We start from the raw sequence: 20380 nt of genomic DNA on the forward strand, positions 1-20380 counted from the left end.
ACTTCAACCCTTCTTTGCTTCGTCGGCCTGCTTGAGTTCCCACTGCGCCAGGCCGGCCGCGGCCTTGGCGCGCACCTTGGCCTGCAGCCAGCCGCTCCAGCCCATCAGCAGGCCAATGGGGCCCAGCGCCTGGCGGCTCCAGCGCCAGAAGTCGAACACATCCACATGGCGCAGCAGCAGGCCTTCCTGCAGCTGCATCTTCGCGGTGATGATGTTGTGCACCGGGCGGCCTGTGCTGCTGAAGGTGTACCAGGCTTCCCATTGCACCGTGGCCTCGGTCTCGGTGCTGCTCAGCAGCTTGTATTCGAGCCGGAAGTCGCGTGCATTGGCGCTGAGCATGCGCCACATCATGCCGATCTCGGCGCCGTGCAGGTCGAAGACCGGGTCGGTGAAATGCGCCTGCGGGTGGTAGCAGGCCTGCATGGCAATGCCATCGCGCCGGGTGAAGGCGTCGTAGAAACGGGTGGCGAGTTCGACCGGGGTGGCCAATGGGGTGTTCGGCATCGGCGCAGTTTAGGTGGCAGCAGGCATTGCCGACTCCGGGATTGCCAGGCCTGTGACCGGCAGCGCGTGGCCAGCCTTGGCGCTGGCGCGGCCCAGGTCCAGCAGCTGCATCACGGCCAGCGCTTCGGCCGGCGGCACCGGGTTGGCGGCCAGGCCCAGCAGGGCGTCCCGCAGCCCTGCGTAGTAGCGTGTGTAGTCGCCCTGCTGCAGCGCCAGCGACTGCGGCGGCTGCAGTTCGGCCGGCGTGCCGGCCTGCGGCAGCGCGAGCTCTGCATGGCCGGGGTGGCGGCCCCATTGGGCCAGGCGAGCCGGGTCCGGTCGCTGGCCGGCTTTCAGCGCGTCTTCCTGGCCGTCCAGCCCCCAGATGCGCAGGCTGCCCAAGGTGCCGTGCAGCTCGAAGCGCGGGCCGGGCAGGGCCGCCAGTGTGCTGGCTTGAAGCAGCACGCGCAGTCCGCTGGCGTAGCCCAGGCGGGCCTGGAACCAGTCGTCTGCCACGGCGCCGTCGCGCTGGCTGGCCAACTCGCATTGCAGCGTGACCGGCGGGCCGAACAGTTGCAGCGCCTGGTCCAGCAGATGCGGCCCGAGGTCGGCCCACAGTCCCCCACCGGGCGCGGCCGATTCGCGCCAGCGCTGGCGGACCTCGGGACGGAAACGGTCGAAATACAAGGCCGCCTGCACCACGCGGCCCAGCCGGCCGTTCTGCAGCAGTGCGGCGGCACTGAGGAAGTCGCCGTCCCAGCGGCGGTTGTGGAACACGCTGAGCAAGCGTTGTTGCCGGGCTGCGAGTGCCACGAGTTCGGTGGCTTCGGTAAGGTCCAGCGCCATCGGCTTGTCGATCACCACCGCCTTGCCAGCCATCAGCGCGTCGCGCGCCAGCGGATGGTGCGTGTCGTTTGGTGACGCGATGACGATCAGGTCCAGCGGCAGCGCGAGCAGCGCAGCAGCGTCCGGCACCACGCTCACGTCTGCCCCGAGCACGGTGTTGACCGCCTCGGCTTGCGAGCTGGCCACCGCGGCCAGTTGCAGGCCAGGTGTCGCCTGCAGCAAGGGCGCGTGGAACGTGCGGCCGGCGTAGCCGAAGCTGACCAGGCCGACCTGCAAGGTCTGGGTTGCCGTCATGGCTTGCGAGCCTTCGGTGGCTGCGCGGGTTTCTGTTGCATGGGTTCCTCCTGGCCAGAGCGCCGAGTCTCGGTGCCAAAGCCTGCCGGCACAAGCCCATGGCCGGAGAAGCCTGTGGGGCCGGTGGCATCATCGTTTGCTGCCAAGGAGTGACTGTTCGCCATGAATGCTTCGCCCAATCCCTTGTTGACCGACTGGACCGGGCCGTTTGGCCTGCCGCCTTTCGAGCAGGTGCAGCCCGCGCACTTCGAGCCGGCGATGCGGCTCGCGATGCGCGAAAACCTGGCCGAACTGGATGCGATTGCCGCGAACACGGCGCCAGCAGATTTCGAGAACACCGGCGCTGCGCTGGACCGTGCCGGCGCCTGGCTGCACCGGCTGGGCGCGCTGCTGGCCAACCTCAGTGCCTCGGCCACCTCGGCCGAGCTGCGCGAGGTGCAGCGCAGGATGGCCGCGCCGCTGGCCGCGCACGACAGCGTGGTGAAGATGCATGCCGGCGTGTTCGCCAAGCTGGACGCGCTGCACGCGCAGCGCGAGTCGCTGGCGCTGCTGCCCGAGCAGCGCCGCCTGCTGGAGCGGCTGCACGCCGATTGCGTGCATGCCGGCGCGCGGCTGTCTGCCGTGGCGCAGCCGCGCTACGCGGCCATCATGCAGTCGCTCGCCGAGCGCTGCACCCGCTTTGCGCAGAACGTGCTGGCCGACGAGGCCGGCTACCAGCTGGTGCTGCACAGCGAGGCCGAATTGGCCGGCCTGCCGCCATTCGTGCGCGCTGCGGCGCGACAGGCGGCCAGCGAGCGCGGGCTGGAAGGCGAGACCTGGGTCATCACGCTGAGCCGCTCGCTGATCGAGCCATTCCTCACCTTCTCGGAACGGCGCGACCTGCGCGAAACCGCGTGGCGCGCGTGGGTCGGCCGCGGCGAAGTGCCGGGCGAGACCGACAACCGGCAGCTGGTGCGCGAGATCCTGCAGCTGCGCCATGCACAGGCGCAGCTGCACGGCCACGCGAGTTATGCGGACTACGCGCTGGTGGACAGCATGGCGGGCGAGCAGTCTGCCGTGCGCGGTCTGCTGGACGAGGTCTGGCAACGTGCCTTGCCGGCGGCCGAGCGCGAGCGGGAGGCGCTGGTCGCGATGATGCGCAGCCATGGGGTGATGCACGAGCCGATGGGCTGGGACTGGCGTCACTGGTCGGAGAAGGTGCGCCAGGCCCGCTTCGACATCGACGACGCCGAGGTCAAGCCCTACTTCTCGCTGGAGCACATGGTCGAGGCCTTGTTCGACTGCGCGCAGCGGCTGTTCGGCGTCAGCTTCGAGCCGCGGCCTGACGTGTTGGGCTACCACCCCGACGTCAAGGTCTACGAGATGTTCGATGCCACCGGCCGCAGCGCCGGGCTGTTCCTGCAGGACAACTTCGCGCGCCAGTCCAAGCGCTCGGGCGCGTGGATGAGCGGCTTCAATTACCAGTCGCGCAACCGCGGCGTGAGCCGGCCGCTGATCGTCAACAACAACAACTTCGTCAAGGCGCCGCCGGGCCAGCCCACGCTGCTGTCGTTCGACGACGCGCGCACGCTGTTCCACGAGTTCGGCCATGGGCTGCACGGGCTGCTGTCGGACGTGACCTACCACCGGCTCTCGGGCACGCAGGTGCTGCGCGACTTTGTCGAGCTGCCTTCGCAGCTGTTCGAGCACTGGCTGGGCGTGCCCGAGGTGCTGCAGCGCCATGCGCGGCACTGGCAGACGGGCGAGCCGATTCCGCATTCGCTGGTCGAGCGGCTGCAGAAAGCCCGGCACTGGGGCCAGGGGGCGGAGACGGTGAGCTATTTGGGCAGCGCGTGGGTGGACCTGGAGGTCCATGCGCTGACCGATCCGGACGGACCGGTGGATGTGGGCGCTTTCGAGCGCGAGGCGCTGCAGCGCCTGGGCATGCCGGAGGCGATTGGCATGCGGCACCGGCTGGCCCACTTCCAGCACCTGTTCTCCGGTTCAGCGTATGCCGCCGGTTACTACGTGTACTTGTGGGCCGAGGTGCTGGATGCCGACGCGTTCAACGCGTTTGTCGAGGCCGGCAATCCATTTGACGCGGAGGTGGCGGCACGGCTGCACCGCCACATCTACGCAGCGGGGGACACGGTGGACCCCCGCACGGCTTACACGTCCTTTCGGGGACGCTTGCCGAAGCTGTCACCGCTGTTGGCAAAACGCGGCTTGCTGGCGCCGGGCTTGCCGGCGTAGGGCGCGCGTTCGCCGCGGTCGGCAAAGGCCGGGCGGTCGTTGTTGAAGGCCGGCCGCTCGCTTTTGAACGACGGACGCTCGCCATTGAAGGCCGGGCGTTCGCTGTTGAAGCTCGGACGGTCATTGCTGAACGCCGGGCGATCACCACCGAAACCACCGCGGTCACCGCGCGGCGCGAAGCCACCACGGTCGCCGCCGGCATTTGCTGCCTTGCGCTCGAAGTAGCCACCGCCACGCTGCTCGCCGCGGTCGGCGAAGGCCGGGCGGTCGCCGCCGAAGCTGCGCTCGCCTTGCGGGCGGTCAGCTTGCGGACGGTCGAACGGGCCACGCTCCGGGCGCGGACCGCGCGGTGCGAAGTCGTTGCCACGCGGACCGGCAAAGCCGCCGAAAGGCTTGTTGCCCTGGTAGCCGCCACCGCCACGGTTGCCGAAGCCACCCTTGCCGCGCGGGCCCATGCCGCCGCGGTCAGGCCGCTGGCCGAACATGTCAGGCGCCGGGCGGCTGGGTTCCAGGCCGGCCACGACGGCGACCGGGATCGGCAGCGTGGTGTAGTGCTGGATGCGGCGGATCATCGACACATCCCGGCGCTCGGCCAGCGTGATCGCACGGCCAGAGCGGCCGGCACGGCCGGTGCGGCCGATGCGGTGCACATAGTCCTCGGCCTTCAGCGGCAGGCCGTAGTTGATGACGTGCGTGATGGTCGGCACGTCGATGCCGCGGGCGGCCACGTCGGTGGCGACCAGGATGCGCACATGGCGCGAACGCAGGCCTTGCAGCACGCGGTTGCGGCGGCCTTGCGGCATGCCGCCGTGCAGCGCGGCGACCGAGTGGCCCATTTCGTTCAGGCGGTCGGCCAGGCGGTCGGCGTCGATCTGGGTGCTGGTGAAGACAACGGCCTGGTCGACATCGCGGTCGGTCAGGATGTGGTCCAGCAGGGCGTGCTTGTGGTCGAGGTCATCGGCCCACATGATTTCCTGCGAGATGTTCTCGTGCTTCTCGGTGTGGTTGGTGATCTCGATGCGCTCGACGTCATCCTTCTGCAGGCGCTGGGCCAGGCGGCCGACTTCACCGGCGAAGGTGGCGCTGGCCATCAGGGTCTGGCGGCCGGCGGGCAGCTGTTCGGCGATGTGCTCGATGTCCTCGATGAAGCCCATGTCCAGCATGCGGTCGGCTTCGTCCAGCACCAGCATCTCGACGTTTTCCAGCACGGCCTTGCCGCTGCCGATGTGGTCGATCAGGCGGCCCGGGGTCGCGATCAGGATGTCCAGCGGGCTGCGCAGGGCCTTCAGCTGCGCCGGGTAGGGCACGCCGCCGACCACGCTGGTCACGCTCAGGTAATTGACGAAACGGCCGTAGCTGGAAGCGGCCTTGGCCACCTGCATCGACAGTTCACGGGTGGGCACCAGCACGAGGATGCGCGGGCCGCGCACTTCGCCCTTCTTGGGCTTCTGGGCCGGGTCCTGGCGAGCGGCCAGCACCTTCATCAGTGCCGGCAGCACGAAGGCTGCGGTCTTGCCGCTGCCGGTGTTGGAGCACACGCGCAGGTCACGGCCGGCAAGGGCGGCCGGAATGGCTCGCGATTGCACGTCGGTGGGGTTTTCATAGCCGGCGGCGGTCAAGGCGCGCACCAGGGCCTCGTCGAGGCCCAAGGTTTCAAAAGTCATGGATTCGATCCTCAGCGGCCGTCCGTTGCACAGTTGGCAACCAGCTTGGGCACGCGGTGGGGCATAAAAACATCGCCACCGACCGCGTCTGCCAACGATCCGATGCACCGCAAAGTGCAAAGGCCAAAGGCAAGACCTGCTGCAACGCTCACCCCAAAAGGGCGGCACCAAAACCGGGAGGTCGAAGGGGATGGACGAAATCCGACGGGCGCATCGCTTTGCGCGACACAACGGGTGGGCTGGAAAATACCCGGTTCTTGCGAACCTGGCCCCGGCCGTTTGCTGCCCATCACCGTGAAGTGGTTGGCGGCCTGCCGGGTCTTGCCTTGTTGCGTTCACGCTGCCAAGCACACCACGCTGTTGAGGCGCTTTTGAGCTTGTACAGACGGCTGCAGTCGTCGAAGCTATGGATTCTAGCGTAAACCCTGAATCTTTGCACCCCTTTTCCTGCGCTCCAATGCGTGATTAATCTCACGGTGCCGAGGCAGGCCGGCAACGTGTTGCGCTTGTGACCTGCCGTGGGCTGTTCCCATCCTTTTGCAACCCCGGGGCGGAGTCCGCACCAGCCGCCATGACGCTGCACATCCCGACCCTGATCGCAGCCTTGACACTGGGCTTCCTTCTGCTCGCGCTGCAGATGGGGCTGTCCAGGCCCAGCTGGCGCGACCAACCGGCAATGGCTTGCTGGGTCGCAGGCAACTGGGCAATGGTGGGTGGATTCCTTGCGCTGATCGCGCGGGCCTGGGTGCCGCTGCCGCTGTCCGTGCTGATCGGCAACCTGCTGTTGTGCCTGGGGGCCGGGCTGTTCAGCCAGGCCGTCTGGGTCTTCGTGACAGAGCAGCCCCTGCCGCTGGCCTTGCGCTGGGGCTGGCTGGCTGCCGCGCTGCCCATCCTGGCCATGCTGGACTGGCCGCTCAGCCAGCGCACTTCGGTGCTCTCGCTGGTCTATGCCGCCTGCCTGCTGCCGGCGGTCTGGCTGGTCTTCCGGCACAGGGCTGCGGCCGAGCGCTCGCTGTTGATGGTCGGCACCGGTTTTGCGCTGACGGTGCTGGCCCTGGTCTGCCGGGCCTGGCACGCCTGGTTCCACCCTGCCGACTACCAGGCCCTGACCCAGCCCAGCCTGGGCCAGGGCCTGACCTTCCTGGCCGCTTTCCTGACGCTGATGACCACCGGCTGGGGCTTTCTGCTGGCCGGCATGGAGCGCACCGCGCAGCGCCTGGAAGTGCTGGCCACGCACGACGGCCTGACCGGCTGCTTCAACCGCAGCACCGCCGATGCCCTGCTGCAGCACGAACTGCAGCGCGGCCAGCGCGACGAATTGCCGGTCGCCTTCGTGCTGATGGACCTGGACCACTTCAAGCACATCAACGACAACCACGGCCACCGCGCCGGCGACGAGGCGCTGCGCCTGTTCGCCGAGACCGTGCGCTCGCGGCTGCGCGCGTCCGACGTGTTCTGCCGCCTGGGCGGCGAGGAGTTCGGCCTGATCCTGCCGGCGACTGACGAGGCCGGTGCGCGCCGCCTGGCCGAGGACATCCTGCAGGCGACGCGGCTGATCGGCCTGCACGGGGCCGACGGCCAGCCGATCGAGGTCGCGTTTTCGGCCGGGCTGGTGGTGGCTGGCAGCGACAGCCGCTGCAATGCCGATCACCTCTACCGCCAGGCCGACGCGGCGCTGTATGCCGCCAAGCGCGCCGGTCGGTGCCAGATTGCGCTGGCGCAACCGGCCTCAAGCTGAACAGCAGGTTGCGCCGCCGCAGCGTTTACAAAGCTTCACGGCCCGCAGGTACCATTCCTTGCCATGGGCGCAGGCCGGTCGGGTTCGGCCGCTGCTGCGCCGTGTCAGCGCGTCGGCCTGCCCGCAGCCGCCAGCTTCGCCGCCCGCGCCAGCCTCCTCTTTTCGCCGTTCGCCTTGGCACCCGGCCGTGGCCGCAGTTGTTGCGGCCGGTCGACCGTCTGCGCGGGCGGCCTTGCCAGCGTTGCCCCTCCATGCTTCATCAAAGCCGTGCTCCTTTCGCCCTCAAACGCCTGCCGCTGGCGCTGAGCTGCGGCCTCTGGCTGGCCGCAGCAGGCCTGCGTGCCCAGACCGCACCCACCGAGCCGACGCCGCCTGCCGCCGAAGCGACCCTGCCTGCCGCCGAAGCAACCCCGCCGGCCGCCGCCGGTGCCACGCAAAAAGTCGAGATCAACGGCGCGCGCACCAGCGACACAGAGCAGCGCCGCCGGTCCACCGCGTCGAAGATCATCGTCGGGCGCGAGGAGATCGAGAAGTTCGGCGACAGCACCGTGGGCGACCTGCTCAAGCGCCTGCCGGGTGTGACCATTGGCGGCACGCCGGGCCGCGGCGGCCAGATCCGCATGCGCGGCCTGGGCAACGGCTACACCCAGATCCTGCTGGACGGCGAGCGCGTGCAGGGCGGCCTGTCGCTGGACTCGCTGGACCCGGACCAGATCGAGCGCATCGAGATCATCCGCGCGCCCACGGCCGAGACTGGCGGCCGCGCGATTGGCGGCACCATCAACATCATCACCCGCGAAGGTTTCACCCGGAAGCTGAACGACCTGAAGGCTTCGGTGGCTTATGAGAATGGCCGCGTGCAGCCGCAGCTGAACTGGTCCCGCGAGGACAAGTTCGAAGCGCTGGGGCTGGACTACAACCTCAACGTCGGCGTCAACCGGCGCGACACGGACGACAAGTCCGTGGTCACCACCACCAGCCCGACCAAGGACTACACCGAGACCGACACCTCGCGCAGCAAGCGCACCGGCGTGAACCTTGGCGGCAAGCTGCAATGGAAGCTCGATGGCGGCGACTCGCTGCAGGTGATGCCGTTCATCGTGCACTCCGAGGGCGACAGCGACAAGACGGGCCAGGTGATCGGCACGGCGGTGCCGGAGCTGCCGTTCTCGACCAGCCGGAGCCATTCGGACAGCAGCCTGACGCTGGGCCGGCTGAACAGCATGTACAAGGCGCAGATCGGCGATGGGCGGCTGGAAGCCCGTGTCGGCCTGGGCATGTCGCGTAGCCTCAGCAACACCCACCGGGTCGAGCAGGACAGCGAGGACGGCACGGCAGGCAACGGTGGCGTGGCCACTTTCGACGACCGCAACTTGTCGCGCGAGCGCAGTGCCAGCCTGAACACCAAGTATTCGCTGCTGCTGGAAAACGGCCACAACATCGTCTCGGGCCTGGAGCTGGACCGCGCGCACCTGAGCCAGGACCGCTCGCAGCTGCAGGATGGCGGCCCGCTGCTGGACGCCGATGGCCAGCCGGTCAGCGACCCCGGCGACAACCTGCAGGCGCGCAGCATGCGCACGGCCGTCTACAGCCAGGACGAGTGGACCATCGACCCGCATTGGTCTGCCTACGCCGGCCTGCGCTGGGAGGGCATCCGCACGCACAGCGAGGCGCCGGACGACAAGCTGGGCACGGTCGTGGGTGACAACAGCTCCAGCGTCTGGACGCCGCTGCTGCATGCCGTGTGGAAACCCGAACCCAAGGGTGCGGACCAGGTCCGCATGAGCCTGACGCGCAGCTACCGCTCGCCGCCGCTGGCCAACCTGATTGCCAGCACCTCGTATTCGAAGCACAACGACCCGACCAGCCCGGACCGCATCGGCAACCCGGACCTGAAGCCCGAACTGGCCACCGGCATCGACCTGGCCTACGAGTACTACCTGCCCGGCGGCGGCATGGTCAGCTTCAGCGCGTTCCGGCGTGACATCCAGGACCTGATGCGCACCGTCTACTTCTCGCGGCTCAACCCGGACGGCAGCAAACAGTACTACTCGCAACCGCAGAACATCGGCGACGCGATGACGCAAGGCGTGGAGATCGACGGCAAGCTGCGCCTCACCGAGCTGTGGCCCGACGCGCCCGCGGTGGACCTGCGCGCCAATGCTGCGCTGTACAACTCCAAGGTCAAAGGCGTGCCTGGCCCGAACAACCGGCTGGACCAGCAGGCTGCTGGCTCGTTCAACCTCGGCGGCGACTACAAGCTGCCCGGCACCCCGCTGACCCTTGGCGGCAATTTCAACTGGCAGCCCGGCTACACCACCCGCCTGGCGGACGACCAGTACGCCAAACAGAACGCCAAGCGCGTGGTGGACCTGTACGCGATGTACCAGCTCAGCGCTACCGCCCGCCTGCGGCTGACGGCCAGCAACCTGGCGCCGCGCGAAAACGACACCGAGAGCATCGTTGGCGACCAGACCGTGGCCACACAGTCCCAGAGCTACCTCAATTGGCGCCTGGGTCTGGAACTGAAGCTCTGACTTCTGCCCCAAGGGACGGGCTTTGCCCGGCTCGGCGGCAACTTGGCCTCAACCTCGCTTGGCACGAATCGCGACTTTCGCCTCGCGACCTCGTGCCTTCCACACCGCCAGCTGTTCGCGCCTGTCCTGCAGCGTCAGCTCGTGGCGCTGGGCCTCGCGTTGCAGCTTCTGGTAGCTGAGCAGTCGCTCGGGCGCGATCATCGGGCGCACCGCGCAGCCGGGTTCGTCGCGGTGCTCGCAGTCGCGGAAGCGGCAGTTCGGCGCCAAGCGGGCCACGTCGTCGAAGGCGCTGTCCAGTTCGTCGCCGCCAGCGTCCAACTGAAGGCCGCGCAGGCCCGGCGTGTCGATGATGCAGGCGCCTGCGGTGCACCAGTGCATCGAGCGTGCGGTCGTCGTGTGCCTGCCGCGGCCGTCGCCTTCGCGTGCGGGGCCGGTGGACTGGCCCTTGTCGCCGGTCAAGGTATTGGTCAGCGTGCTCTTGCCGGCGCCGCTGGAGCCCAGCAGCACCAGGGTCTGGCCGACCGACAGCCAGGGCCTGAGCGGCTCGGCGGCTTCCGGGGTCAGGCCATTGACGGCGACCACCGGCACGGTTGCACCGAGGCTGCCCAGGTGCTGGCGCACGGCGCGCAGCCGGCTGGCAGGGTCCGGGTGCAGATCGGCCTGCGTCAGCACGACGACCGGCTGCACGCCGGCCAGCCGCACCAGCGCCAGGTAGCGGTCCAGCCGCCGCAGGTTGAAGTCATGGCCGCAGGTCATCACCAGCAGCGCGCTGTCCACATTGCTGACCAGGGCCTGGCGGCGGCCGCTGCTGTCGCGGCGCAGCAGCCGGTTCAACGGCGGCACGCGGGCGGCAACCCAGCTTTCGCCTGGCGCCGTGTCGCGCACGCTGACCCAGTCGCCCACCACCAGTTGCTCGTCCTGCATCTGCAGGGCCAGGCGCAGCGTGGGCCAGAGTTGCGCGCGTTGCGGCTGGTGGCCGTCGTGCAGCGTGAAGCGGTCGCGCTGGACCTCGGTGATGCGCATCAGCCGGTCACCGGCTTCGTGGGGAAGGGAAAGGCTTTGCGCCAGCAGCGCTTGTTGCAGGCCGATGCGACGCAGGGCCTCGAAATCGATGGTCTCGATCATGGGTGTGTCTGAAATCCGTTGGGGCTCGACAGCCGCGCGCAGCAGGCGTGGCGCGGCGAAACACCGCCAGCGTGTGGCGGTGAACGGGCTGTGCGGCGAGCGCCGCGACGGATCAGACGGGAAAGGAAACGATCAGCAGGCTTGGCTGCGGATCAGGCGGGCCGCAAGGCGCGGCCGGCGAAGAAGGCGAAGTCCGGGTTCCGACGCGGCGCTCAGCAGGCAGCCGGCAGGGCGGGGGTGCGGTGGGTATTCGTCATGCTCAGCCTCCTGCAGGTCGGTGGATCGGAAAACAGTGAGGCGCGACTGTCGCGCCAGTCGGCCGCGATGTCAAGCAGGGACAATGCGGCCCATGGACAACACCCACATCGACTTCGAACTGCGCGGCGAATACATCACGCTGGACGCCTTGCTCAAGGCCACTGGCCTGGCGACCAGTGGCGGCCATGCCAAGCAGCTGATTGCTGACGGCCAGGTGCTGGTCGACGGCGCGACCGAGCTGCGCAAGACCTGCAAGATCCGCATCGGTCAGCAGGTGCAGCTGGGCGATGGCCGCATCACCTTGCGGGCGGCCGAGGTCTAAGAGCCTGAGCCGGTTCAGGGGTTCGGATTGGCCGCGCGCCAGGCCTGCACGGCTTTCATCATCGCGGTGACGTGTTCTTCCGGGTCGCCGGAGACCAGTGTGTCCAGGATCTGGCCGCGCGGGCTGATGGCAAACGAGATGCGGCCGGCCACGTCGGGCAGCAGCGTCAGGCCCACGCCGTAGGCCTTGATGGTGCGCGACTCCGGGTCGGCTGCCACAGCAAAGCTGTTGCGGCATTCTTCGACCGAGAAGCGCTGCAGGGTTTCGAGCGAATCGCGTGACATGCCGATCACCGTGGCGCCCAGCGCGGAGAACTTCGGCGTGGCCTCGGCGAACAGATGGGCTTCCAGCGTGCAGCCGCTGGTGAAGGCCTTCGGAAAGAAGTACAGCACCACCGGGCCCTTCTTCAGTGCCCCGGAAAGCGAGAACTTGAAGGGCTGGCCGCCAAGCGCGGCGTCGGCGTTGAAGTCCGGAGCCTTGTCGCCCGGGGCCAGCGCGGCCTTGGCCTGACCGACCACGGCCAGCGAGGCCACCAGCACACAGCCCAGCATGCCCAGGCATGCACGACGAACCCACATTGGCTCACTCCAGGTGATGCGATGGCCCGCCGTGCGGCCCCCGGCGGGGGCCTCTGCACGGTACCGCCCGCTCAACCCATCAGGGCTTCACGGTCGGACCATCGGTGCCGAGCTCGACCCCGAAGGCCAGCGTCAGCTTGGCGAATTTTGCCGCATCGCTGGCCTGGTTGCCCATGTTGGCCAGCGTGTCGTTTGCCGAGTGGATGTAAGGGTTGTCGTCGGTGAACGCGGCCTCGAACGGCAGCGAAGCGGCGTAGCCCTTGCCGTACCACGAGGCATGGTCGGAGCAGCCATAGCCGCACTTGTCGTAGCCCACGGTCAGCGTCGGCAGGTAGGTCGAAGCCAGGTTGGCCAGGAAGGTGTTCTGCGCGCCGTTGGTGTAGTCGGTGTAGATGTAGATGTCCTTGGCGCTGCCCTGGTAGTTGGTCATGTCCAGTTGCAGCACGCCCACCACTTTCTTCAGCTGGCGCTTGTAGGCCTTGGCAATTTCAGCCGAACCCAGCAGGCCTTCTTCCTCGGCGGCGTAGCCCATGAACTGGATGGTGCGGCGCGGCTTGTAGTTGTTGGCCACCATCACGCGCAGCACTTCGGTCAGCGTGGCGATGCCGGAGGCGTCGTCGTCGGCGCCGGGCGCGCGGGTCTCGTTGGTCACCTTGCCGGAGACGATGGAGTCCAGGTGGGCGCCCATCACGACGATTTCCTTGGGCTTGGCGGTGCCCTTGATCGTCAGGATGACCGACTTCTGCGGCCAGCCGGCGTGCGTGAACTGCTCGACCGTGATGTCGCTGCGGGTGCCGGCCAGGGCCTTCCACATGGCCATGATCTTGTCCGAGGCGGCCACGCCGTAGGTGCTGGTGTAGTAGCGGTTCTGGAAGTCCGAGAGGGTCTGGATGGTCGACAGGATCTGGCTGTCCTGCACCTGCGTGATCATCGGCGCGACCTGATCCTGGTTGTCGATGGTGTAGCTCGGCACCACGACCTTGCGGGCCAGGCTTTGCGCTTCCTGCTGCCCGTTCAGCGCGCTGAAGGCCTCGGCGCGCGAGGCATGGGCCACGAAGCCGGCACAGCGGTGCGTGTCGGTATGGATGGCTTCGCTCAAGGCCGGCAGCAGCGCGTTGTCGATGTGCACCACATGCACCAGCTCGCGGCTTTCCTGCAGCGCGGCGCTGTGGCTGCCGGGCTTGGGCGTCTGCATGACCCATTCGCGCTGCGCTTCGCTGCGCACGTCCGGGTCAATCTTGCGCAGCAGGCCGAAGGCTTGTTCGCCCAGCGTGATCCAGGTCTGGGATTGGGCCGTGGCGGCGGCGGGGGCGGCCTGGGCGGTGGTGGCCAGCAGCGGCGTGGCCAGCATGAGGGCGGCGGCCAGGTGGGTCAGGCGCAGGGCGGGGGAGACGAAACGGAGCATGGCGAACCTCGTGAGTTGGAATCGATGCGCGCGCGCCGGGTGGGCGATGCGCTGGCACCGTGGACTTGGTCGTGCCGCAGGGTTTTGTGACCCTTGTGCGACCTCGGGCCGCGCGAGTATCTCCACGCCGCGCCGCCTGCCCATCCCTAGTCCGCTGAGTCCGCTGAGTCCGTTCAGTCGGTTGGATCCACTTCCGCCGACTTGCCGCGGCCGAGCTTGTACCAGAGCGCGCGTTCGCTGATGCCCAGCTTCGCAGCGGCCTGGCGCTTGTTGTCGTGCGTCGCCAGCAGCGCACGCGCAATCAGCCGCTGTTCCAGCGCTTCGACCGCGCTGCGCAGGTCCAGCGTCTCGGCGAGTGGCTCGTCGGCCGTTGGCGGTGCCGCCGCCGCGGTGCGTCGCGTCAGGTCCGCCGGCAGGTGTTGGACTTCGAGCTGTTCGCCGCGGCCCAGCACCAGCGCGCGCTGGACCACGTTGTCCAGCTCACGCACATTGCCTGGCCAGGCGTAGCCCTGCAGGCAGGCCAGCGCCTCCGGCGACACGCGGATGCGCCGGCCCTGGCGCGCGGCGAGGTGGCCGACCAGGCCTTCGATGTCCTCGGTCCGTTCGCGCAGCGGCGGCAGGGCCAGCGAAAACACATTGAGCCGGTAGTACAGGTCCTCGCGCAGCCTGCCGGCGCGGATGGCTTCGCGCGGGTCGCGGTTGCAGGCCGCGATGACCCGCAGGTCCAGCGCCATGCTGTGGTTGCTGCCCAGCCGCTCCACGCGGCCTTCCTGCAGCACGCGCAGCAGCTTGGACTGCAGCGCAATCGGCATTTCGGTAATCTCGTCGAGGAAGATCGTGCCGCGCGAGGACAGCTCAAACTTGCCCACCCTGTCCTTGGCCGCGCCGGTGAACGAGCCCTTCTCGTAGCCGAACAGTTCGGCCTCGACCATGTCGGCTGGCAGCGCCGCGCAATTGACCGCGACGAAGAGTTCGCCGGCCCGGTCCGAGGCCTGGTGGATCGCGTGCGCGGCGACTTCCTTGCCGGTGCCGGTTTCGCCGGTGATCAGCACCGAGGCGCGGGTCGGCCCCACCTGGCGGATCTGCTCGAACACGCTGGCCATGGCCGCGCTGCGGCCGAAGAAGCCACTCACCGGCCGGCCGGCCTGTTCGCGCAGGAAGTCGTGCTGCACGCGCAGCTTCTCGCGCGACAGCACGCGCTGCATCGCCAGCTCCAGCACGTCCAGGTCCACCGGCCGCAGCAGGTAGTCGTGCGCGCCCAGCTTCAGCGCCTTGACCGCCGTCTCGATCGAGCCTTGCGCGGTCATCACGATGGTCGGCACGCTGAGCTGGCGCGCGGTCATTTCCTCCAGCAGGCCGATGCCGTCCAGCACCGGCATGCGCAGGTCGGTCAGGATCAGGTCCACATGCTCGTGTTCCAGCAGCTCCAGTGCCTGCCTGCCGTCCACCGCGACCAGCGCGCGGTGGCCCAGCTGGCGCAGCATGATCTCCAGCACGCGGCGCATGTGCGCCTCGTCATCGACGATCAACACGGTTGAAGGTGTCATGTCTGCCCCTCGTCCGCGGCATACCGCGTCCGATCCCCCGAGGGGATGCGGGCCGGCTTGGGAGCGGCCCGGCGCTCGGCCCGCGGCGCGGTGTTCGAGCGAAGGTGTTTCATGCGAGGTCTCCCGGCAAGGCTGCCCGCACCCGCGGCAGCCGCAGCGTGAAGGCCGCGCCGCCCAGCGTGCTGGTGCCCACGACCATGCTGCCGCGATGCGCGTGCACGACCTGTCGCACCACGGCCAGTCCCAGCCCGATGCCGCCTTCGCGGCCGGACACGAAGGGATCGAAGATGCGCTCGGCCAGCGCGGGCGGAATGCCGGGTCCGTCGTCGCCGCAGCTCAGCGTCACGCCGTCGCCATCGTCCGCGGTGGACAGCAGCACCCGGCCGTCTGCGTCCGCGGCTTGCGCGGCGTTGCTCAGCAGGTTGAACACGGCTTGCATCAGTTGTTCCTCGTCGGCCTCGATCTCTGCCTGCGTGGCCAGCAGCGACAGCGTGACCTTGGCCTGGGCGCTGTCCGCCTGCTTCAGTGCGTGCATCTGCACGCAGCGCTGCAGCAGCGCGTGCAGGTCGCAGCGCGCGAAGTGCGGCAGGCGCGGGCGGGCGGTGTCCAGCAGGGTCGTCACGAGGGTGTTCAGGCGCTGGGTTTCGGAGTCGATGAAGCCCATCAGCTCGCGTGCCTCGTCGCCCAGCTGAGGGTCGCGCTTGAGCACCTGGGCCGACGAGCGCAGGATGCCCAGCGGCGTGCGCACCTCGTGGCCCAGCACGGCGGCCAGCTCGCCCAGCATCGCCATCTTCGAGGTGCGCACCAGCTCCTGGCGCGAGCTGTCGAGCTGGCGCGTCATGTCCGCATAGGCGCGGCCCAGCGTGTCCAGCTCGGCAATGCGCGAGCGCACCGGCGCTTCATCGGGCGCTGCGGTGCGGCGCTGTGTCCGGGCGGTCAGCAGCGCAATCGGCCGGGCGATGGCCGAGGCGATCCAGGTCGAGGCCACCAGCGCCGCCAGCAGCACCGCCAGCAGCAGGCCGACGAAGATCCAGGCCATCTCCACGACCGGTTGCAGCGCCGCATCCAGCGGCTCCAGCACCAGCGTGGTCCAGCCGGTGCCGGCAAAGCCCGGCCGGGCCTGGGAATGGCTGCGGCCGGCCAGCATCGCGCCTTGCGGCAACTGCAGCTGGGCCTCGCTGGAAGCGGCCGCCTGGCGCGCCCACTGGCGGCCCGCGGCGCTGGGCCAGTCGCTGCCACGCAGGCCTGCCGAGGCGGCCACCCAGCGGCCTTGCGCGTCGACCACGACGATCTCGCGACGCCCCGCAGCGGCCGTGTCCAGCAAGCGGTCGATCTGGCGCGGATCGAAGTTCAGCCGCATCTGCATGGCCGCTGCGCCGGGCTGCGCATAGGCCTGGGTCACGGGCGTGTCGATGACGAGTTCGGCGCGGCCATCGTTTGTCGGCGCGGCCAGGTAAAGCTGTGCAAAGCCGCCTGGCAGGCGGGCCTGCACCGAGAGCTGCTCGGGTGACAAGGGCGCAGCCTGCCGGCCGATGCGCTGGGCGCTTGCGCTGGCCAGCACCTGGCCGTCGTCGCGCTGGCAGTCCAGGCTGGTGTAGACCTCGCCGTAGCCGCGCTGCAGGCCCACCAGGTAGTTGCTCACGCGCTTGTCCACATCACCCAGCGCCAGGTCCTGCATCAGCTCCGAGCGGCTCCACACCAGCGCGTTCTGGAAGCGCTCGAACAGCATGGTGTCGATGTCGGTCTGCAGCGTGCCGGCCTGGGCCGCGAGGCTGCGCTCGATTTGCGCCGTCATCGCGCTGCGCGTGCGGCTGAAGCTCAGCCAGGACAGCGCGGCGCTGGGCACCCAGGCCAGCAGCAGGAAGGCCAGCAGCAAAGTTCGGCGTAGCGTCAAGACAGCGGGAGCGCAGCGGCTGGGCGGAGAGAAAAATCAGGCGGCATGAAGGTTGCGGCATGCGCCTCACGGACAATGGACAAGCACATGATCACGCAAGACGAACGGGCTGCAGGCGCAAGTTTCACGCCACCGCTGGCAAGGCCGCCTGAAGCACCGCAACGTGGTCTGTCTGCGCGGTGCCGGCGATTGTGCATCGGCCTCTTTTCGCCTTTGTTCGCGGTGATGCTGGGCTTGGCGGCGCCCGCATCCACGCAGGCGCAAACCCTGCTGCAGGAGCAGCCGCAGCCCGAGACGCTGCCCGATGCGCCGCCGGTGGGCTGGCAACTGGCGCCAGGCCTCACCGTGTCCGGCTATGCCACCGGTCAGTTCCTCGCCCCCTTGGGCGACACCGAATTGCCCGACAACCCGGGCGACGTGAACAACACCCAGTTCAGCCGGCGCGCGCGCTTCAACCTCAGCCACCTCAGCGCCATTGCCTGGTGGGAGCCTGCGGCGGACTGGAAGCTGCTCGGTGAGATCGACCTGCAGAACATTGCCCAGCTGCCGTCCGGCAGCGGCGCGCAGTACGGTGCCGCGGCCTCGGCCTACGTGGCGCTGGAGCGCGTCTATGCCGATTACCGCGCGACCGACGCGCTGACGCTGCGCGCCGGCAAGTTCCTCACGCCCATCGGCCACTGGAACCAGGACCATTCCGACCCGCAAACCTGGACCGTGCTGCGCCCGCTGATCTCGCAGGCCGCGTTCCCCACCAGCGTGACCGGCCTGATGGCCTTTGGCAGCCTGCCCATGGCCGATCAATGGCTGGACTACCAGCTCTATGCCTCCAACGGCGGCGAATGGCGGCCCAGCCCGTGGACGCATCCGTTCGACTCCGCGTTTGGCGGCCGGCTGTCCACCTCGCTGAACCCGGACTTCAAGATGGGCGTTTCGCTCAGCCGCTTCTTCGAGCGCGAGACGCCGGGCAATGAATTCCTGCTGGCGGGCGTGGATGCCGCATGGACGCTGGGCCGTGCCGAGCTGAGCATGGAGGCCATGCATCGGCGCAGCCCTGGCGGGCAAGGCGGCGAACGCGGCTGGTTCCTGCAGGGCGCGTTGCCGGTGGCGGGGCGCTGGTGGCTGACCGGCCGGCAGGAGTACTACCGGCGCGACGTGGATGGCTGGTCCAGCCGCTCGACGCTGATCGGTGCGGTCTACAAGGGCGTCGACCACTGGACCTTCAAGATCGAGTGGGTGCAGCTCTCGGCGCGGGCGGTGGGCCAGCCTGCGGGCCTGCTGTCCTCGCTGACGCTGGCTTTTTGATCGCGGTGCCCATGCGCCTTGCCCTCGCCTTGCTGCTGTTGCTCTGGCTGTCGTTCGCCGGTGCACCGGCGCGCGCGGCCGAAGGCGGCATCGCGGTCGTGGTCGGCAAGCTGCCGGGCGCACCCACGGCGCTGGGCCGTGCCGAGCTGCTGGGCATCTACGGCCGCAAGCGCGAGCTGTGGGACGACCGCACGCCCATCGTCGCGATCAACCTGCCGGCTTCGCATCCGCTGCGGCGCGACTTCTCGCTGTGGCTGTTCAGGCGCACGCCGCAGGACCTGCAGTCCTACTGGAACGACCAGTACTTCCACGGCGTGTTGCCGCCGCCGGTGCTGGCCTCGGAAGAGGCGGTGCTGCGCTTCGTGGCGGCCACGCCGGGAGCGGTGGGCTATGTGTCGCTGTGCGCGGTGGACAAGCGGGTGGACGTGGTGGCCGTGTTGCCGGCCAGCGAGCCGGCGGCGGCCTGCCCGTCGCACTGAGCACCCCGTCCAAGCGCGCAAGTTTCTTCATACCGTGCGCAAGTTCTTGCGCACTGCATTGCGCACAGCTTGCAGTTTCAGACCGGTTCGGCCTGCTTCAGGCCCTGGCAGCGGGTGTTGCGCGATGTGGTCTGGAGATTGCAGTTGTGCAGGCATCCAAAGCCACTGTGGGCCCCTCCGATGAAGCCTGATCTGCCCCTCGAATCGATTGCCCAGCGGCGCGTGTTCTCCACCAGTGCCGACGTGGACGGTCGCAGCCACGTCGGCTTCTATGCCGTGCAGGCCGACATGCTGACCGCGTGGATCCCGCAGCGCGGCAGCCGCACCGCGCGCCTGGGCCAGCACTTCGCGCCGGCGGTCGCGCGCGAGCTGATCGTGGAGATCGTGCGCGAATGCCCGCAGCGTTTGGACGATGGCGTGCTGGCCGAGCCGCTGTCGCTGGCTCAGGGGCCAGCCACTGTCGCCGGCTCGCTCAGCTGGCGCAGCTGAGCCTCGGCCTGGGCCACGTCCTTGTCGTATTCGGTCAGGTAACGGCTGCGTTCCTCGCTCTGCCATTCGGCACTGGAGAACTCGGCCAGCACGTGGGCGCGCGTGGTGTAGACCTTGCCTTCGCGTGCGGCCAGCAGCGCGCGGTCCGGGAAACGGTCTTCGTGCAGCAGGAAGCCGGTCACGTCGCGCAGCGTCAACGGGAAGGCCGGCTGGCCGTCGCGCAGCAGCTTGCCGAAGACCGGCAGCGCCAGTTCGCGCGTGCCCGCGGCCAGTGTGTCGTTGAAGCCCACCAGCGCAAACGGCTTGCCGTTGGCGTCGTCCACCCGGCCGCTGATCACGTAGCGGCCGGCCTGCTGCACCTGCAGCTTCAGCAGCAAATTCAGCGAGCCGTCCTGCACCGCCTCGCGCGCGCCGGGCAGCCAGGTGGCGGGTGCGGCGGGCGTGTAGATCACGTCGAAATACGCATAACCCGCCTGCTCGCCGGACTGCAGCGACAGCTCGATGCGGATCAGCCCGTCCAGCTCGGCAAAGCCTTGCGTCGCGGGCTGCCAGCGCAGCGTCAGCTCGCCGTCGCCGGCCTGCGTGTCGCCGTTCTGGCCGTCGTCACGGAAGCTCACGTCGACCTGCCCGTAGCGGCTGGCGCGCTGCTGGCCTTGCGCTGCTTCGTGGGCGATGGCACGGGTCACGGCCAATGGCAGCGGCTGGCCGGCGTCGTCCACCGCGGCCACGCTGAGCCGCACGGCTTCGTCGCCCTGCAGGTAGATGCGGTCCTGCGAGGTGCGCAGCTGGAAACCGTCCCTGGCCGGCGCGCCCGGCATGCGCAAGGGCATGGTTTCCTGCACCGGCCGGCCGGGGTGCAACTGGTCGCCATGTTCGGCGGCGGGGCGGGATTCGGGCGGATAGCGCGTGGCCGCGGCATACGCGTCCCGCACTTCGCGGGCGCGCTGCAGGCGCTGCTGCCAGAGCGCGCGCTGGGCCGCGAGTTCGGCCGGGTCGCGCACGCGGCGCGGGCCCAGGCCGGCGGCAGGCGCAGGCGCTGAGCCTGGCGGCGCGACGGCGGGCGCAGCCATGGCGATGGTGGTGGGCGCTGGCTCAGGCGTGGCGCTGCCGGCGGCCAGCCACCAGCCCGCGCCCAGCAACCCGGTGGCCGCCAGCGCCGCGATCATGCGCCGTCGATTCATCTCGGC

General features: G+C 69.1%; 16 protein-coding genes. 7 read left to right on the forward strand and 9 right to left on the reverse strand.

Going from position 1 to position 20380, the window contains the following annotated elements:
• Nucleotides 1-3 precede the first annotated feature (3 nt).
• On the reverse strand, nucleotides 4-504 hold the full coding sequence (locus tag LRH25_RS24760; RefSeq protein WP_211361460.1) for a nuclear transport factor 2 family protein: 501 nt from the start codon (nucleotides 502-504) through the stop codon (nucleotides 4-6).
• Between the two features lie 9 nt (nucleotides 505-513).
• Entirely contained in the window at nucleotides 514-1623 is a 1110-nt protein-coding gene (locus LRH25_RS24765; protein WP_231012750.1) for an oxidoreductase, read from the reverse strand.
• A gap of 162 nt (nucleotides 1624-1785) precedes the next feature.
• On the opposite strand from LRH25_RS24765, the gene LRH25_RS24770 reads away from it, so the two are divergent.
• Nucleotides 1786-3855: a M3 family metallopeptidase gene (locus LRH25_RS24770; protein ID WP_231012751.1), complete on the forward strand. Its 2070-nt coding sequence runs from the start codon at nucleotides 1786-1788 to the stop codon at nucleotides 3853-3855.
• On the opposite strand, the gene LRH25_RS24775 is transcribed toward LRH25_RS24770, so the two are convergent.
• Entirely contained in the window at nucleotides 3771-5519 is a 1749-nt protein-coding gene (locus LRH25_RS24775; RefSeq protein ID WP_231012752.1) for a DEAD/DEAH box helicase, read from the reverse strand. The two genes, LRH25_RS24770 and LRH25_RS24775, sit on opposite strands and share 85 nt — an antisense overlap.
• A gap of 571 nt (nucleotides 5520-6090) precedes the next feature.
• On the opposite strand from LRH25_RS24775, the gene LRH25_RS24780 reads away from it, so the two are divergent.
• The gene (locus LRH25_RS24780) at nucleotides 6091-7257 is read left to right on the forward strand and encodes a GGDEF domain-containing protein (RefSeq protein WP_231012753.1); all 1167 of its coding nucleotides are present in this window, start codon (nucleotides 6091-6093) and stop codon (nucleotides 7255-7257) included.
• A gap of 251 nt (nucleotides 7258-7508) precedes the next feature.
• Nucleotides 7509-9794 carry a TonB-dependent receptor plug domain-containing protein gene (locus LRH25_RS24785; protein ID WP_231012754.1) on the forward strand — a complete coding sequence of 762 codons (2286 nt, stop codon included), beginning with the start codon at nucleotides 7509-7511 and terminating at the stop codon, nucleotides 9792-9794.
• 48 nt (nucleotides 9795-9842) lie between these two features.
• Here the strand turns inward: LRH25_RS24785 and rsgA are convergent, their stop codons facing one another.
• The gene (gene rsgA / locus LRH25_RS24790) at nucleotides 9843-10919 is read right to left on the reverse strand and encodes a ribosome small subunit-dependent GTPase A (RefSeq protein ID WP_231012755.1); all 1077 of its coding nucleotides are present in this window, start codon (nucleotides 10917-10919) and stop codon (nucleotides 9843-9845) included.
• Nucleotides 10920-11268: 349 nt separating this feature from the next.
• Between rsgA and LRH25_RS24795 the strand changes: the two genes are divergently transcribed.
• Entirely contained in the window at nucleotides 11269-11499 is a 231-nt protein-coding gene (locus tag LRH25_RS24795; protein ID WP_141289488.1) for an RNA-binding S4 domain-containing protein, read from the forward strand.
• Nucleotides 11500-11513: 14 nt separating this feature from the next.
• Here the strand turns inward: LRH25_RS24795 and LRH25_RS24800 are convergent, their stop codons facing one another.
• The 4 genes from LRH25_RS24800 to LRH25_RS24815 form a co-directional block, all read right to left on the reverse strand.
• Nucleotides 11514-12077 carry a peroxiredoxin gene (locus LRH25_RS24800; RefSeq protein WP_231012756.1) on the reverse strand — a complete coding sequence of 188 codons (564 nt, stop codon included), beginning with the start codon at nucleotides 12075-12077 and terminating at the stop codon, nucleotides 11514-11516.
• A gap of 79 nt (nucleotides 12078-12156) precedes the next feature.
• Complete coding sequence (locus LRH25_RS24805; protein ID WP_141289489.1) at nucleotides 12157-13482, reverse strand: M20/M25/M40 family metallo-hydrolase; 1326 nt, start codon at nucleotides 13480-13482, stop codon at nucleotides 12157-12159.
• A 173-nt stretch (nucleotides 13483-13655) separates the two neighbouring features.
• Nucleotides 13656-15029: a sigma-54-dependent transcriptional regulator gene (locus LRH25_RS24810; RefSeq protein ID WP_141289490.1), complete on the reverse strand. Its 1374-nt coding sequence runs from the start codon at nucleotides 15027-15029 to the stop codon at nucleotides 13656-13658.
• A gap of 109 nt (nucleotides 15030-15138) precedes the next feature.
• Nucleotides 15139-16923 (reverse strand): sensor histidine kinase, encoded by a 1785-nt coding sequence (locus LRH25_RS24815; protein WP_231012757.1) that lies wholly within the window; start codon nucleotides 16921-16923, stop codon nucleotides 15139-15141.
• 189 nt (nucleotides 16924-17112) lie between these two features.
• On the opposite strand from LRH25_RS24815, the gene LRH25_RS24820 reads away from it, so the two are divergent.
• The 3 genes from LRH25_RS24820 (at nucleotide 17113) to LRH25_RS24830 (ending at nucleotide 19193) form a co-directional block, all read left to right on the forward strand.
• On the forward strand, nucleotides 17113-18225 hold the full coding sequence (locus LRH25_RS24820; RefSeq protein ID WP_231012758.1) for a porin family protein: 1113 nt from the start codon (nucleotides 17113-17115) through the stop codon (nucleotides 18223-18225).
• An 11-nt stretch (nucleotides 18226-18236) separates the two neighbouring features.
• Entirely contained in the window at nucleotides 18237-18704 is a 468-nt protein-coding gene (locus tag LRH25_RS24825) for a type 2 periplasmic-binding domain-containing protein (RefSeq protein ID WP_141290243.1), read from the forward strand.
• A gap of 180 nt (nucleotides 18705-18884) precedes the next feature.
• Nucleotides 18885-19193 carry a hypothetical protein gene (locus LRH25_RS24830; protein WP_141290242.1) on the forward strand — a complete coding sequence of 103 codons (309 nt, stop codon included), beginning with the start codon at nucleotides 18885-18887 and terminating at the stop codon, nucleotides 19191-19193.
• Here the strand turns inward: LRH25_RS24830 and LRH25_RS24835 are convergent.
• Entirely contained in the window at nucleotides 19148-20374 is a 1227-nt protein-coding gene (locus LRH25_RS24835; protein WP_231012759.1) for a choice-of-anchor X domain-containing protein, read from the reverse strand. The two genes, LRH25_RS24830 and LRH25_RS24835, sit on opposite strands and share 46 nt — an antisense overlap.
• Between the last annotated feature and the right edge of the window lie 6 nt (nucleotides 20375-20380).

The organism is Ideonella azotifigens, assembly GCF_021043325.1.
Taxonomy (GTDB): Bacteria; Pseudomonadota; Gammaproteobacteria; order Burkholderiales; family Burkholderiaceae_C; genus Ideonella; species Ideonella azotifigens.